Source organism: Pseudomonas sp. NMI760_13 (assembly GCF_021283245.1).
Classification (GTDB): domain Bacteria; phylum Pseudomonadota; class Gammaproteobacteria; order Pseudomonadales; family Pseudomonadaceae; genus Aquipseudomonas; species Aquipseudomonas peradeniyensis.
The window spans coordinates 219,357-234,981 of the sequence record NZ_JAJSRC010000008.1; the positions used below are offsets into that span (position 1 = coordinate 219,357).

9 protein-coding genes are annotated in these 15,625 nt (G+C 67.0%); 1 reads left to right on the forward strand and 8 read right to left on the reverse strand.

From position 1 onward, the window contains the following. Positions 1-50: 50 nt before the first annotated feature. Together mmsB and LU671_RS11685 are read right to left on the reverse strand one after the other, a co-directional pair. On the reverse strand, positions 51-941 hold the full coding sequence (mmsB, locus tag LU671_RS11680) for a 3-hydroxyisobutyrate dehydrogenase (RefSeq protein ID WP_232855752.1): 891 nt from the start codon (positions 939-941) through the stop codon (positions 51-53). A 10-nt stretch (positions 942-951) separates the two neighbouring features. Then, complete coding sequence (locus tag LU671_RS11685) at positions 952-2,478, reverse strand: CoA-acylating methylmalonate-semialdehyde dehydrogenase (protein WP_232855753.1); 1,527 nt, start codon at positions 2,476-2,478, stop codon at positions 952-954. Between the two features lie 131 nt (positions 2,479-2,609). Between LU671_RS11685 and LU671_RS11690 the strand changes: the two genes are divergently transcribed. Then, positions 2,610-3,560 (forward strand): LysR family transcriptional regulator, encoded by a 951-nt coding sequence (locus tag LU671_RS11690; protein WP_232855754.1) that lies wholly within the window; start codon positions 2,610-2,612, stop codon positions 3,558-3,560. Positions 3,561-3,670: 110 nt separating this feature from the next. Here LU671_RS11690 and LU671_RS11695 read toward each other — a convergent pair whose 3' ends face one another. The 6 genes from LU671_RS11695 to recC form a co-directional block, all read right to left on the reverse strand. Then, the gene (locus tag LU671_RS11695; RefSeq protein ID WP_232855762.1) at positions 3,671-4,153 is read right to left on the reverse strand and encodes an OmpA family protein; all 483 of its coding nucleotides are present in this window, start codon (positions 4,151-4,153) and stop codon (positions 3,671-3,673) included. Between the two features lie 21 nt (positions 4,154-4,174). Continuing rightward, on the reverse strand, positions 4,175-5,446 hold the full coding sequence (locus tag LU671_RS11700; RefSeq protein WP_203650428.1) for a diguanylate cyclase domain-containing protein: 1,272 nt from the start codon (positions 5,444-5,446) through the stop codon (positions 4,175-4,177). Further along, positions 5,443-6,018, reverse strand: a complete 576-nt coding sequence (locus tag LU671_RS11705) for a YfiR family protein (RefSeq protein WP_203650418.1) — start codon at positions 6,016-6,018, stop codon at positions 5,443-5,445. Before LU671_RS11705 ends, LU671_RS11700 begins: the two co-directional genes overlap by 4 nt. A gap of 69 nt (positions 6,019-6,087) precedes the next feature. Then, positions 6,088-8,163 (reverse strand): exodeoxyribonuclease V subunit alpha, encoded by a 2,076-nt coding sequence (gene recD / locus LU671_RS11710; RefSeq protein WP_232855755.1) that lies wholly within the window; start codon positions 8,161-8,163, stop codon positions 6,088-6,090. Next, positions 8,160-11,831, reverse strand: a complete 3,672-nt coding sequence (gene recB / locus LU671_RS11715) for an exodeoxyribonuclease V subunit beta (RefSeq protein WP_232855756.1) — start codon at positions 11,829-11,831, stop codon at positions 8,160-8,162. Before recB ends, recD begins: the two co-directional genes overlap by 4 nt. Next, complete coding sequence (gene recC / locus LU671_RS11720) at positions 11,828-15,307, reverse strand: exodeoxyribonuclease V subunit gamma (RefSeq protein WP_232855757.1); 3,480 nt, start codon at positions 15,305-15,307, stop codon at positions 11,828-11,830. Before recC ends, recB begins: the two co-directional genes overlap by 4 nt. Between the last annotated feature and the right edge of the window lie 318 nt (positions 15,308-15,625).

A 15,625-nucleotide genomic window follows, 5' to 3' on the forward strand; every position in this document is an offset into this window, starting at 1 on the left:
CAGTTACAAGGGGAAGGGCCACCCGGCCCGCGATCAAGTCCACTCGCTCGTCAATCCTTCTTGCGGTACCCCTCGACGATCGCCGAGAAATCCTTGCCACCCTCGCCGCGCAGGCTCATGGCCTGGTACAGCTGCTGGGCCACGGCCCCCAGGATCACCGGCTGGTGCGCCTGGCGCGCGGCCTCGGTGGCCAGCCCCAGGTCCTTGAGCATCAGCTCGGCACCGAAGCCGCCGGTGTAGCCGCGCGAAGCCGGGGCGGTCTCGATGATGCCCGGCCACGGGTTGTAGGTGTCCGAACTCCAGCAACGCCCGGTGGAGCTGTTGATGATCCCGGCCAGCACCTTGGTGTCGATGCCCAGCGCATTGCCCAGGGCCATGGCCTCGGACACGCCGATCATCGAGATGCCCAGCAGCAGGTTGTTGCAGATCTTGGCGATCTGCCCGGTGCCGACCTCGCCACAGTGCACGATATTGCGGCCCATCTGCTCCAGCACCGGCTTGAGCGTGGCGAACAGCCCGGCGCTGGCGCCGACCATGAAGGTCAGGGTGCCGGCTGCCGCGCCGCCGGTCCCGCCGGAAACCGGCGCATCGCCCATGTCGATGCCCTTGGCCGCCGCGGCCTTGGAGACCTCACGGGCGGTCTGCGGGTCGATGGTGCTGCAGTCCACGGTCGGGGTGCCGGGGCGGATGCCGGCCAGCACGCCGGTTTCTTCATCCAGGTACACGCCGCGCACATGGGCGGCGGCCGGCAGCATGGTGATCACCAGCTCGCTGTTGGCGGCAGCGTCCTTGGGCGAGGTGCTGACCTGGCCGCCCAGCTCGGCAAGTTCTGCCAGCACGGCCTTGTTCAGGTCGAACAGGTTGAGCTGGTGCCCGGCCTTGATCAGGTTGCGGGCCATGGGCGCGCCCATGTTGCCCAGGCCGATGAAAGCGATACGCATGGCGTTCTCCTTAGCGCAGGCTGATGGTGGTGTTCACACCGTCATTGACGCTGTCATCGTCGAACCAGCGAGCGGTGACGGTCTTGGTCTGAGTGTAGAACTGCACCACCTGCTTGCCGTACGGGCCGAGGTCGCCGAGCTTGGAGCCACGGGAACCGGTGAAGCTGAAGAACGGCACCGGCACCGGGATCGGGATGTTGATGCCGACCTGGCCGATATCGATCTCGCTCTGGAACTTGCGCGCCGCCGCGCCGCTCTGGGTGAACAGGCCGGTGCCGTTGCCGAACGGGTTGGCGTTGACCAGGGCGATGGCCTCGTCGAGGGTATCGACCTCCAGGGTCACCAGTACCGGGCCGAAGATTTCCTGGGTGTAGACCTGCATGTCGGTCTTCACCCCGGAGAACAGGGTCGGGCCGATGAAGTTGCCCTGCTCGTAGCCCGGCACCTTCACATCGCGGCCGTCCAGTTCGAGCTTGGCGCCTTCCTTGATACCGCTTTCGATCAGGCCCAGCACACGCTCCTTGGCGCGTTTGGAGACCACCGGGCCGACATCGGTGCCCGGCTCGTTGCCGGCGTTGACCTTGAGCTTGCTCGCCGCGTCCTTGATATCCGGCAGCCATTCGCGGGCCTTGCCCACCAGCACCGCCACCGAGGTGGCCATGCAGCGCTGGCCGGCCGCGCCGAAAGCGGCGCCGACCAGGGCATTGATGGTCTGGGTGCGGTTGGCGTCGGGCAGCACCACGGCGTGGTTCTTGGCGCCCATCATCGATTGCACGCGCTTGCCATGCTGGCTGCCCAGGTTGTAAACGTGGGTGCCGACCTCGGTCGAGCCGACGAACGAGATCGCCTTGATGTCCTGGTGGGTGCAGATCGTGTCGACCACCTGCTTGCCACCGTGCACCACGTTGAGCACGCCGGCCGGGATGCCGGCTTGCAGCGCCAGCTCGACCAGCATCATGGTCGACAGCGGGTCCTGCTCGGACGGTTTGAGCACGAAGGTGTTGCCGCAGACGATGGCCATCGGGAACATCCACAGCGGGATCATCGCCGGGAAGTTGAACGGGGTGATGCCGGCGCACACGCCGATCGGCTGGCGCAGGGTGTAGGTGTCGACACCGCCGGCGACGTTCTCGGCGAACTCGCCCATCTGCAGGGTGCCGATGGAAGCGGCGTGCTCGACCACTTCCAGGCCACGGAAGATATCGCCCTCGGCGTCGGCGATAGTCTTGCCCTGTTCGGCGCTGAGGGTCACGGCGATGCGCTTGCTGTGTTCACGGATCAGCGCCTGCAGCTTGAGCATGATGCGCATGCGCGCGCCGATCGGGGTGTCGCGCCAGGTCTTGAAGGCGCGCTCGGCCGCAGCCACGGCGGCGTTGACTTCCTCGACGGTGGCGAACGGCACCCGCGCCAGCACTTGCTGGGTCGCTGGATTGACGATGTCACGCCATTCGGTGGTCTTGGACTCGACCCATTGGCCGTCGATCAGCAGCTTGACCTGCTCGACCTTGGTCTGGTCGGGCGTCTGGGGTGCGTTCATCTGCGCTCTCCTTGGAATTATTGTCGGAACGAGGACGCCTACGCCGCAGCGAACGGGGTGGCGCTCAGGGGCTGAGTTCGAGTATAGATGTGCAAACATCCAACAAGAATGCACAAAAAAACCGGATCATCATGCAAAAAGACCTCACCTCCCTGAGCGCGCTGAACTGGGACGACCTCAAGTTCTTTCTTGAGGTGGCGCGCACCCGCAAGGCCAGCAGTGCGGCCAAGCGCCTGGCCGTGGACTACACCACGGTGTCGCGGCGCATCGGTTCACTGGAAGGGGCGCTGGGCACTTTGCTGTTCGAGAAGTCGCGAACCAACGGCTTTGTTCTCACCGCCGAAGGCCAGCGCCTGCTGGGCTATGCCGAATCGATCGAGAGCACCCTGCACATGGCCTGCGAGCAGGTCTCGGGGTCGGGCGTCGCGTTGTCGGGGCATGTGCGCATGGGCTGCACCGAAGGCTTCGGCAGCTTCTTCGTCACCCCGCAGCTGAGCCATTTCGTCGATGCCTGGCCGGCGATCTCGGTGGATATCCTGCCGCTGCCGCACTTCATCAGCCTGTCCAAGCGCGAGGCCGATATCGTCATCGCCCTGGAGCGCCCGGAACATGGCCCTTACGTGTGCTGCAAGCTGTGCGACTACCGCCTGCGCCTGTATGCCACCCAGGACTACCTGGACAGCCACGAGCCGATCCGCGAGATCGCCGACCTGGGGCGCCATCCGTTCATCAGCTACGTGGACGACCTGGCGTTTAGCTCGGAGCTGCTGTACCTGGCCAACCTGATCCCCAGCGCCAACGCGCACCTGCGCAGCACCAGCGTGATCGCCCAGTACACGGCGGCCTTGCAGGGGCGCGGGCTGGCGATCCTGCCGTGCTTCCTGGCGGCGCAGGACCCGCGGCTGGTGACGGTGCTGCCGGAGCAGATCGAGGTGACGCGGCAGTTCTGGATGTACTGTCGGGAGGATCTGCGCAAGCTCAAGCGGATCACCCTGCTGTGGGATTACATCCGCGAGGTGACCGAGGCCAATGCGCCGTTGTTGATGGGGGAAACGCGGGAGATGAAGTTCTCTCAAGGTTGAACTTGAGGGCCATCGCGGGGCAAGCCCGCTCCCACGCAGGTATTGGCAATTCAACGTGGGAGCGGCGGTGCGCCGATGCGACTTGCCCCGCGATGGATGGCATGCAGCACTCAGTCCGACGCCACCACGATCGACACCCGCCGATTCTCCATGCGTCCTGTCGCGGTGCGGTTATCCGCCACCGGCTGGCTGCTGCCCATGCCGCGGGTCTGGATGTTCTGCGGCTGCATGCCGATGCCGATCAAGGCCTTGGCCACACTCTGGGCACGGCGCTCAGAGAGCTGCTGGTTGTAGGCGGTCTTGCCCGAGGCATCGGTGTGGCCGTCGATGCGCACCCGCTGGATATCCACCGACAGCAGCGCTTTGCCGATGCGCTCGACAATCGACTCGCTGGCGCTGTTGAGGCTGTCCAGGTCACTGCCGAACAGCACCTTGCCGGACAGGTCGAACGCCCAGCCCTCGTCGGTCGGGGCAAAACCCTCGCGCTTGAGCACAGCAACCTGCTCGGGGGTCAGTCCCTTGGGCGGCACGCTCTGGCAGCCGGCCAGGGCGAACAGCGCCAGCAGCAGGGTGAATAACGGGAAACGCAGCATGGAAAAACGCTTTATCACGGTTCAGCTCCTGTTCTTTGCATCAGGGGCGCAGCGTTCCGTCTGCGCCACTTGCCAATGGCCACGGCGATTGCGCTTGGCCTGGTACATCGCCGCATCGGCGGCATTGAGCAGACTGGCCGGGTCGCGGCCGTCGTCCGGGTAATAGGCGATACCGACGCTCAGCGAGGTGACGAGGCTGTTGCCATCCTCCAGCTGCACCGGCAGCTTCATGCTGGCGACGATCTTCTCGGCGATGCGCTGGGCATCCTCGCGCGAGTGCAGTGGGGTCAGCAACACGGCGAACTCGTCACCCCCCAGGCGCGCCACCAGGTCGTGCTCGCGCAGTTGCGCACGCACGCGGTTGGCCACGCTGATCAGCACTTCGTCCCCCACCGCATGGCCGAGGCTGTCGTTGATCTGCTTGAAGTGGTCGCTGTCGAGGAACAACAGCGCCAGGTGGTCTTCGCTACGGGCGGCATTGCGCAGGCTGCGGCTTAACCGCCCTTCGAAGAAGGCACGGTTGGGCAGGCCGGTGAGGCTGTCATGGCTGGCCTGGTGGGCAAGGCTTTCGTTCTCGCTCTGCAGGTGGCTCTGCCAGACCTCCAGCTCGTCGAGCAGGGCATTGAAGTCGTTGCCCAGCTCGTTGAGTTCGGCGATCTGGGTCTGCGGCACCCGCCGGTCGAAGCTGCGCTCGCGTCGCGCGGCATGGGCGACGCTGGCCAGGTTGCGCAAGGGACGGATGATGTCGCCGAACAGGCGTCGCGACAGGTACAGCGCCAGCACCGCGCTGAGCACCGTGCACACCAGGATGCCCACCAGGCCGCTGAACAGGAAGCGCACCAGGCTGCCGCCCTGTCCGGTCAGCTCTATATGGCCGACCCGCTGACCCATGTGCTGCACCGGCATGTTGATCGGCTCTTCCAGCAGGCTGCGCGCCACGTGGGACTGCAACTGCGCCATTACGCCCTGCTCGTCACGCTGCCAATGGGCAAGCAGGTCACCATCGTTGTCGTAGACCTTGGCGTCGGCCACCTCCTCGGTGGAGGCGATCAGCGCCAGGGCCTCGTTGGCCGCGGCACTGTCGTCGAAGACCACGGCGGCTTCGACGGTGTAGTTGATGGAGCGGGCGATCAGGTGCAGGTTGTGGTTGGCATACACGCGCAACGCCGCCACCCCGAGCAGGGTCACCAGCACACCGGCCAGACCCGCGGCGAGCAAGGCCACGCCCAGGTGACCCCGCCCGAGCACGGCGCGCAGGGTCGGCCGGCTGAAGCGCCTGGCTGAACGTTTCATGGCTGCCCCGCCCGCCGTCGCGACAACTGCAGCACGCTGGGATGGATGCGCACGCCGCTGCGCGCCACCGAGTCGAGGTTGACGTCGAACGCCACCTGCTGGTCGCCGACCCGCAGGCAGAACAGGCTCCCCACCGTGCACGGATCGTCGGCCTCGCTGATGCTCAGCACCGGGTGGCCGTTGACCCGCTGGAACAGCCGTTCACGTTGCAGCTTGTCGAGCTTGCCGAGGTAGATGGCATCGCAGGCACTGGCCACGCTGGGGTCGTCGGCGAGCAGGCGGCGCACCTGCAGGGGTTGCCCGGACTGCTGCAGATTGCCCTTGATCAGGTCGTCGGCATATTCGGTCGGGCCGACCAGGCACAGGCGCAGGGGATTGGGGTCGGCGGGCCAGCGGGCGTAGCTGAGGATGCCCAGCACTACCTGGGTCACGGCCCTGGCCCGTTGCTGCACCTGCGCATCCGACACGGCATTGCCCGCCCAGGCGGGCGCGCCGTTCGACAACAGCGTGGCCATCAGCAACGAGAGCGCACAGCCCTTCACGCGTCCCAGGGCCGAGACAGCCACTGTCATGGGGGGAAATCTCACAAAATGTTTGCGGATAATGCCGCAACGATAGCATATCGGCGGCAAACTCCAGAGTCAGACTTGCTCCAGCATCAACCCCGAGACCCGCCGGACCTTGCGCCCCACGGCCTCCTCGAACACCCCGGCGCGCGGCTCGATCAGGCTGAAACAATGCTTGGCGCGGGTGATGCCGGTGTACACCAGCTCCTTGGTCAGCACCGGGTTCAGCGCGTCGGGCAGCACCAGCGTGGTATGGCTGAATTCCGAGCCCTGGGACTTGTGCACGGTCATGGCGAATACCGTTTCCACCTCGCTGAGGCGGCTGGGCAGGACGAAGCGAACCCCACCGCTGCCATCGTTGCGCGGGAAAGCCACGCGCAACAGCGCCTCGCCCTGATCGTCCGGCAGGCGCAGGGCAATGCCGATATCGCCGTTCATCAGGCCGAGGCCATAGTCGTTGCGGGTCACCAGTACCGGACGGCCCTCGTACCAGGGTTGCTGGCTGTCGATCAGCCCAGCGTTGTGCAGCACCCGGGCGACCCGCTCGTTGAGGCCTTCGACACCCCAGGCGCCCTTGCGCACGGCGCAGAGCAACTGGAACGCCTCGAAGCTCTGCAGCACCTCGGCCGCCCAGCGCTCCCAGCGCGGATCGTCGCCTGGCGTGCCTGGCGGCGGGCGCAGGCGACCGATGGTACGCAGGTAACCGCGATAGCCCTGTGGTCCTTCGGCACCCTGGTTGAGGCCATCGAGCAGCAGGCGGTCGAAGCGTTTGTCATGCTCGCCGCCCAGGGTCAGGCAATGGACATCCGCCGGTCGGGTCGCCAGCAGCGCACGCGCCTCCAGGGCTTGCTGGCGATTGACCAGGCGCGCCAACTGGCCGATGCCGCTGCCTTCGCCGAAACGCCGTGAGTGGCGCAGCATCACGATCTGCTGGGCCAGCGGGTTGCGCTGACCGTCGCCCGTCTTCAGGCCGATGTCGGCCAGCGATTGCCCGCCCACCTGCTCCAGCCAGGCCAGGGTCTGCGGCCAGTAGCAGCCGTCCTCGGCGTCACGGCACAGGTCGCCCAGCACCGCCCCGGCCTCCACCGAGGCGAGCTGGTCCTTGTCGCCCAGCAACACCAGACGCGCATTGGCCGGCAGGGCATCGAGCAGGTTGGCCATCATCTCCAGGTCGATCATCGAGGCTTCGTCGACCACCAGCACATCCAGGGGCAACGGGTTGCCGGCATGATGGCGGAAGTGCCGCGACCCCGGGCGGCTGCCCAGCAGGCGGTGCACGGTGCTGACCTCGGTGGGGATCTGCGCCCGCACCGCGCCATCCACCTGCAAGCGTTCCACCTGCTGACCGATGGACTCGGTGAGGCGCGCCGCGGCCTTGCCGGTCGGCGCCGCCAGGCGGATGCGCAGCGGCCGGCCTTGCTCGACAGCAGGCCCCTGCAATAACGCCAGCAGACGTACCACAGTGGTGGTCTTGCCGGTTCCGGGGCCGCCGGTGATGACACTGAAGCCGGCACGGGTGGCCAGGGCGCAGGCCAGCTTCTGCCAGTCCACTTCGCCTGCAACCGAGCCACCTTCGAACAGTTGCGCCAGGCGTAGTGCCAGGTCGGCCGGCTGCGGCTGAAGGCGCGCCAGGCGCTCATGCAGGGCGTTGTCGATGCGTCGCTCGTAGGTCCAATAGCGGCGCAGGTACAGGCGCTCACCGCTGACCACCAGTGGTCGGGCACGCTGCTCGACGGTATCGCCAGTGGCAACCAGGGGGCTCTCGGCGATCCGCTGCAACCAGGTGCCCAGTTCGAGGCTGGCCAGCAGCTGCGAAGGCAGCAGCAACGGCCCGGCCAGGGCATCGCCTTCCGGCGGCAGCGACAGGGCGAAGTCCGGCTCGGCAAGGGTCTGTTGCAGGTCGAGGCAGACATGGCCATGACCCAGCTGGTGGCTGGCCAGGGCGGCGGCCAGCAGCACCAGCGGATCGCTGCCCGGCGCCCGCTCCTCGAGGAAACTCACGAAGGCCCGGTCCAGTGCGCGCAGCCAGCCACGCTCGACCCAGCGATCGAGCAGCGCCAGCAAGTCCTGGCTATGGCGCAGCGGCGCCAGGGCGCTCAGGTGCTCGGCCTGCAAGGGCGTGGGCAGCAGGTCGTCGAGGTTGCGGCTCATGGCGTGGCTCCGGCAAACAGGTCCTGTTGGGCAGGTTCTTGCTCACCCCGGAACATCGCGTCGAGCTGTTCGATCAGCGCCCGGGGAGGCCGCGCATGATACAGCCCGTGACCGGCCGAGGTGACGCCACGCAGGAAGATGAACACGGCACCGCCGACATGCCGGTCGTAGTCGTAGTCGGGCAGGCGCGCGCGCAGCTGGCGATGCAGGGCCAGCAGGTAGAGCACGTACTGCAGGTCGTAGCGGTGCTCGAGAATTGCCTGCTCCATGGCCAGGGCGCCGTAGGCCTCGGCGTCGGGGCCGAGCCAGTTGGACTTGTAGTCGGCCACGTAGTAGCGCCCGTCGAGCTCGAAGGCCAGGTCGATGAAGCCCTTGAACATGCCGTTAAGCACGGTCGGCTGGGCGGCCGCCCGCGTCATGCCAACGTGCGTGTGGCGCGCCACCAGGTGGTCGAGGCGCACCGCATCGACCTGATGGCTGGCGAACCAGAACTCCATTTCGACCTGGTAGCGCTCAAGGCCTGCGAGGGTCAAGGTGGCCCCTTGCAACGGCATGGGCTGGACCAGCAGTTGCTGCAGCCACTGGGTCAGCGTGGGAATCCAGCCGGTCCAGTCGCGTCGGTTGCAGCGCTGGCCCACGGTGCGTTCGATCACCGGCCCTTGGGCGGCGACCTCGGCGAACCCTTCGCGCCCCGCCCATTCGAGCAGGCCGTGGAGGAAGGTGCCCGGATTCGGCCCACGGGGGAAGCGGTGGATATCGCCCGCCTCGGCCGGCACCTCGCGCAGCGCCTGGCTGTCCAGCACCTCGTCGTCCAGCAGTTGCTGGGCCTGGGAGCTGTCGGCGACCAGGGTCTGGTCACCCACCCGCAAGGCGCTGTACGAGGCGATCCACCAATGCTCCGCAGCGGCCCGCCGTGGCTTACGCGGCGGCAGCAGTTCGCGCTGGCTGTCCGGCATGCGGTAGCACAGGGCCTGGACCTCGGGCAGCGGACCATGGGTGATGGCCGGATTGCCGGCCGCCAGGGTACTGAGCCATTCGCCCAATTGGCTGGAAGCCGCCAACGGCAAGCCGCCGCCCAGCAGGTAGCCCAAGGCCGAACGGTGCAGCTGCGAACTGCGCTGGGTGCCGCGCTTGAGGTCGGCAACACCCAGCCAGCAGGCATGCTGGGCACGGGTCAAGGCGACGTAGAGCAGGCGCAGGTCCTCGGCCAGGCGTTCGTCGTCGGCGCGCTCGATCTGCTCGGCATTCGGGGTCAGGGTCAGGTGTGCCTGCCCCTGGTCGTCGTGCCAGCCCAGGGGCAGGCGCTGGCCATCCACCGGCTTACTGGTACAGATGAACGGCAGGTACACCAAGGGGTATTCCAGGCCCTTGGACTTGTGGATGGTCACCACCTTGACCAATTGCTCGTCGCTTTCCAGGCGCAGGATCTGCTCTTCTCCGGCCTGCCCGGCGTTGGCCAGGTGCTCGGTGAGGTGACGGATCAGCGCCTGCTCGCCATCCAGCTCGCCGGCGGCCTGCTGCAGCAGTTCAGCCAGGTGCAGCAGGTTGGTCAGCACCCGTTCGCCGTCGCTGCGGCCCATCAGCGCCCGCGGCAGCTGGAAGTCGTGCAGCAGGCGGCGCAGCATCGGCAGCACGCCCTGGCGCTGCCAGGTGTCGCGGTAACGGCGGAAGCGCATCACCCAGCTTTCCCAGACCCGCTCGTCCTGGTTCAGACGCTCCAGTTCGATAAGCGGCAAGTCGAGGGTCAGGCTGGCCAGGGCGGCCTTGAGCATACGCTCCGAGTCCGGCTCGGCGCAGGCCTTGAGCCAGGCCAGCAGATCATGGGCCTCCTGGGCGGCGAATACCGAGTCCTTGTCCGACAGGTACACGCTGCGCACATCGCGGGCGGCCAGTTCGGCGCGGACCAGCTGGGCCTCGCGACCGTCGCGCACCAGGATGGCGATATCGGAAGGCAGGCAGGCCCGCAGCTTGCCGGCGGCATCGGCGAAACCGCTGACGCCCTGCTGCCCACCCTCGAGCAGCTCGACGATATGGCTGGCGCAACTGGCGGCCAGCTGCTGGCGATACGCTGTGCTGGATACCGGCTCGTCGCTCTCCAGCTGCCAGCAATGCAGGGCCGCACTGGGCTGTCCGGCGATCAACAGTTGCTCGCCACGACCCTTGGCGCGCACTTCGACGAATGGCAATGGATTGTCGCCCTGGCTCCGGAACAGGAAGGCGCCACGGCCCTCGATACGTTCCTCGGCTTGCAGGAACACGCGGTTCACTGCCGCGACCATGGCCTGGCTGGAGCGGTAGTTGGTGTCCAGGCTGTGCAGGCGCCCGGCGGTGGCGCGGCGCGCGGCCAGGTAGGTGAAGATGTCGGCGCCACGGAAGGCGTAGATCGCCTGTTTGGGGTCGCCGATCATGAACAGGCCGGTGTCGGGGTTGTTCTCGGTAATGCGGTAGATGCGCTCGAAGATGCCGTACTGGACGGGGTCGGTGTCCTGGAACTCATCGATCAGCGCGACCGGGAACTGTTCGCGGATCAACGCGGCCAGGCGCTCGCCGGAGTCGCTGCCCAGGGCATGCTCCAGGCGCAGCAGCATGTCGTCGAAGCCCATCTCGGCACGGCGACGCTTCTCCACCTCGAAGCGTGCCGAAACCCAGGCAGCGGCATGCTCCAGCAACCGCGCATCGGGACTGGCCAGCCCCTGCAACTGCTCGCGCAAGGATTCCATGGCCCGCAGCGCCGGGTGCTGCGGCGGCTCCCCGGACTTCCAGGCCTCGGCCAGGCCGGCGGGCGTCAGGCGGGTGAAGCCCGTGCCCAGGTCCAGTTCCATGGCCTGCTCATCACCGGCCCAGGCCCGCAGCTTGTCAAACCAGGGCTCGAAATAGCGTGCCTGCAGCTTGCGCCCGTCGGCCTGCTTGGCGGCCACGGCATCGCGGCAGATCTGCTGCAGCTCGTCGGCCCAGGCGCCCCAGGGCGCCTTGAGTTGCGCCAATTGCTCGGTGCGCTGGCGCAGGGTCGCCTCGATCAACGACTGCGGGTCTTGCTCGTCCTCCTGGCCACGGACACGGCCAAACAGCGGCCTGATCCTCGGCAACAAGGCATCGGGGCTGCCCCAGTTGCCGCGCACCCAGGCCAGCGACTCGCCGCGCATGCCGTAGCAGAAGCGCCGCCAGTAGTCGCGCATGACCTGGCCCAGCAGTTCGCTGTGATCGGTCTCCAGGCTCTGGGTGAACAGGCTGCCGCTGTCGAAGGCGTGCTCGCGCAACATGCGCTGGCACCAGCCGTGGATGGTCGAAACGGCAGCCTCGTCCATCCACTGCACGGCGATCTCCAGGCGGCTGGCGCAGCGCGGCCATTGCTCCTGTGGATAATCGTCGCGCAGCAGGTGCAGCAGCGGGTCGGCATCGTCCAGCTCGCCACGGAAGAAGCGCGCCGCCTCGGCCAGGCGCGTGCGAATACGCTCGCGCAGCTCCTTGGTGGCCGCGTCGGTAAAGGTCACCACGAGGATCTGCGGTGGCAGCAGCTCGCGACTGAAACCCTGCTCACCGCCATGGCCGAGGATCAGCCGCAGGTACAGGGCCGAAATGGTGAACGTCTTGCCGGTACCGGCGCTGGCTTCGATCAGCTGGCTGCCGTGCAGGGGGAAACTCAGCGCCAGGGGACGGGCTTGGGTCATTGGGCGTTCTCCGGGTTACCCAGGGTCTGCCAGGGCGCTGCGAACAAGGGGCGATAAAGGGCTTCGCACCAGCCTTCGAAGGTCTCGTCGAGGGCCAGCGCGGCGAAGTCACGGTACTGGCGGGCCAGCGCCAGGCTTTCGCTGCGCTCGCCGAAGCTGTTCTGGCCGTCACCCTCATAGGCGCGGATCGCGGCGGCCACGGCCTTGTCCGGATCCTCCTGGGCCAGCCAGGCGAAGGCCGTCTTGGCCGCCACGGGCAAAGGGGCGTTCATTGCCGCCTGGCGTGCCACCAGCAGTTCGCCCAGGCGCTCTGCCGCCTCGCCCTGGGGTAGCGGTGCCAGCAACAAGGTCAGGTCGCTGGCCACCAGCGCGCTGTGCAGCGGATAGCCCGAGGCGCAGGCGGCAAGGTGCATGACCCAGGCCGGCACCAGCCGGTGCCACTTCAGGCTGTTGCGCCCGGCACTGAGGGTATTGGGCACGGTGGCGATGCTCAGCAGGCTCTGGTCCTCGGCCTGGTACACCCGGCCGAGCCAGCCCTCCAGGCGCAACGGCCCGTGTTCGAAATGGACCGGCAGGGCCCCCTCGACCAGGGTCGGCCAGCGTTGCAGCAGTTGCCGATGGCGTTGCAGCAGGTCCGGCAGCGGCTGGATCAACTCGGCCTGCAAGGCTTCGCCGAAGCCTGCCAGCGGCAGCATCCCGCAGGCCTGGAGGCGTCGGGCCTGGGCCTGCAGCGCCCGCTCGGCGTTGTCCGGATCGGCCAGCGCGGCGCCGAGCAGGCTTTCGCTCAGGCCATAGCGTTGCAGGGCGTCCAGCACGAAGGGTTCTTCGTCCGGGGTCGGTGCCTCCAGCGCCTCGAAGAACACTTTCAGGCGCTGGCTGAAGAAATGCCGCACCGGATGGCGCAGGAAGTCCTGAAGCTGCACCAGGTTGAGCGGCTCATCGCTGGCGTAGGGCGACAGGGCGGTAGGCGCTTGCGCTTCATCCCCGGCCTGGTGCAAGGCCAACCATTCATGGGCGAAGCTGAACAACGGGCTGCCCTTCTGGAAGTAGCGCTGGCTGAACGGCTGTAATGGATGCTCTTGGGTCAGGGCATGCAGCAACTGCTGCCCAGGGTCGTCGCGTTGGCCGGTCCTGGCGCCGGCGAGCTGCCAGCCGGCGGCCAGGTGATCGCGCAACTGCCCGATCAGCACCGAGGACGGGCGCTCGCTGTTGTCGCGGATGCTGCGCCCGACCCAGCTCACATAGAGCTGGTCGCGTGCCGAGAGCAAGGCCTCGAGCAACAGGTAACGGTCATCCTCCCGACGGGAACGATCCCCTGGCCGGTAGTCGCTGGCCATCAGGTCGAAGTCGAGGGGCGGCTGGGCACGCGGGTAGTCGCCATCGTTCATGCCCAGCAGGCAGACCACCCTGAACGGGATGGCGCGCATGGGCATCAGGGTGCAGAAGTTCACCGAGCCGGCCAGGAAGCGCTGGGACAACTTGCCCTGGTCCAGCCCGGACAGCCAGGCTTCGCGCACCACGGTCAGTGGCAGCAAGTCGTGCAGGCCAACCGCGTCGCAGGTTTCCAGCCAGGTGTCGCGCAGGTCTTGCAGCTGGACCAGGAGCAACTCGTCGTGCTCGTTCTCGGCCAGGAAGAAGATCTGCAGCAGCGCATGCAGCCGTGCCCCCCACTCCGTCGCCGAGGCGGGTTGCGAGAGGGCCTGGCAGGCAATGTCCAGGGCATCGAGCAACGCCACCAACGGGCCGATCAGCGCGGCGTCGAGCCCCCCGATCTCATCGTACGGCTCGATACCGTCACAGCTTTCGCCCACGCCGACGGCGTAACCCAGCAGCATGCGCCGCAGGCCGAAGCGCCAACTGTTCTGCTCAAGCCCCTCGGGCAGGCCAAGGCTGGCACGTTGCTCGGCGCTCAGTCCCCAGCGGATACCAGCGCCTTCGATCCAACGGTGCAGGGTTGGCAGGTCACTTTCCTGGATGGCGAAGCGGGCACGCACTGCCGGCACGTCCAGCAGGTCGAGCACTTCGCTGACGGCGAAACGGCTGTCGGGCAGCTTGAGCAGATGTTCCAGGGCGATCAGCAGCGGGTCGCGACCACGCTGGCCCTGGTCGGTCAGGGTGAACGGGATATAACGCGGATCGTTGCGGTCGAGCTGGCCGAACACCGCGCGGATATGCGGTGCGTAGGTGTCGATGGCCGGCAACATGACGATGACGTCGCGGGGCCGCAGCGTGGGGTCGGCACTGAAGCGGGCCAGCAACTGATCGTGCAGGATCTCCACTTCGCGTTGTGGACTGTGGGCCAGATGGAAACGTACGGAACGGTCCTTGGCCGGGTCAACCGCCGGCCATTGCTCGCGGGTCTCGGCCAGCGGGCGCAGCTCGAGGATGTCATCCTGCAGCTGGTTGAGCAGGGTCTTGGGCTCACCTTCGCTGAACAGGTCGATGCGTCCGTCGCTGAACACGCCCTGGTAACTGCCGGGATCGTCGTAGCTGTCGAGCAGGTTGATATAGTCGCGCCCCTGCTTGCCCCAGGCCGCCAACAGCGGATGCGCATGCTGGTGCAGCAGCTCGTCGTCCAGCTGCAGGGGCATGCTCTGCTTGCGTTGCTGACGCTTGTACTGGTGTCGCAACAGGTCCTTGTCGGCGACGATATCGCCCCAGTGATGGCGGCAGGGGTTGTGCACGCACAGCAGCACCTGGCTGAAGCGGGCCAGGCCTGCCAGGGCCTCGAGGATCTGGGCGGGCAGCGACGAGATGCCGAACACGATCAGCCGTGCCGGTAGCCCGGCGGGCGCCTGCTCCAGGGCGTTGATCCGCTCGATGAAACGTTGGTGCACGCCGGCACGGCTCTGGGCCATGCCCGCCTCGCCCACATCCTCGAGCAGGATCCGCCACAGCTCGGCCTGCCAACGATTGCCGGCGGCCAGCGGCTTGCGCTCGCCGCGTGCGGTGTTGAGCACATGGGCTCCACTTGCCCAGTCCTTCAGCCAGTCGGCACGGTAGACCTGGTACTGGTCGAACAGGTCGGCGAGGCGCTCCGCCAACTGATAGCGCTTGCGCAGGTCGCTGTCGTCGGTGAGGAAGCGGCGCAGGGGCTCGAAGTGCGGGCGCTCGATCACTTCCGGGAGCAGGCGCATCAGGCGCCAGGTCAGGGGCGCCTTGTCCAGCAGTGACACCTCGGGGATTTCATCGCGCCCCAGCACACGGCGGTACAGCTGCCACATGAAGCTGCCCGGAAGCTGCACATCGATGGCTGCGGCGATCCCGCAACCGCCCTGGTCGTCGTCCTGCGGGTCCTCGGCCAGGGCCAGTTTCAACCATTGGGCAATGCCGTTGCTCTGCACCAGGGCGATTTCGTTTTCCAACGGTGCCAGGGGGTAACGGCGCATCACGCCCACCACCAGATTGCGCAGGTCGTCCAGGCGGTTGCCCTGGACGATCATGAAGCCTGGGTGAAGTGAGGTGGTCTGGGGCATTGGGTGGTCTCGGAAGTGCGGTTGGTGCAGAACAGGAACCTTATCACGGAGGCGGTTGACGCGATCCCTGTGTAGGAGCGGCCTTGTGCCGCGAAAGGGGCGCGTAGCGGCCCCGGGGGTTGTGCATCACGCTGATATCGCCGGGGCCGCGTTGCGGCCCTTTCGCGGCGCAAGGCCGCTCCTACAGGGGGAGACTGTGTTTATTTGGGAACGCGGAAAAGACAAAACCCCTACCTGCTCGCGCAGATAGGGGTTTTGCGAAATGAATCTTGACGATGACCTACTCTCACATGGGGAAACCCCACACTACCATCGGCG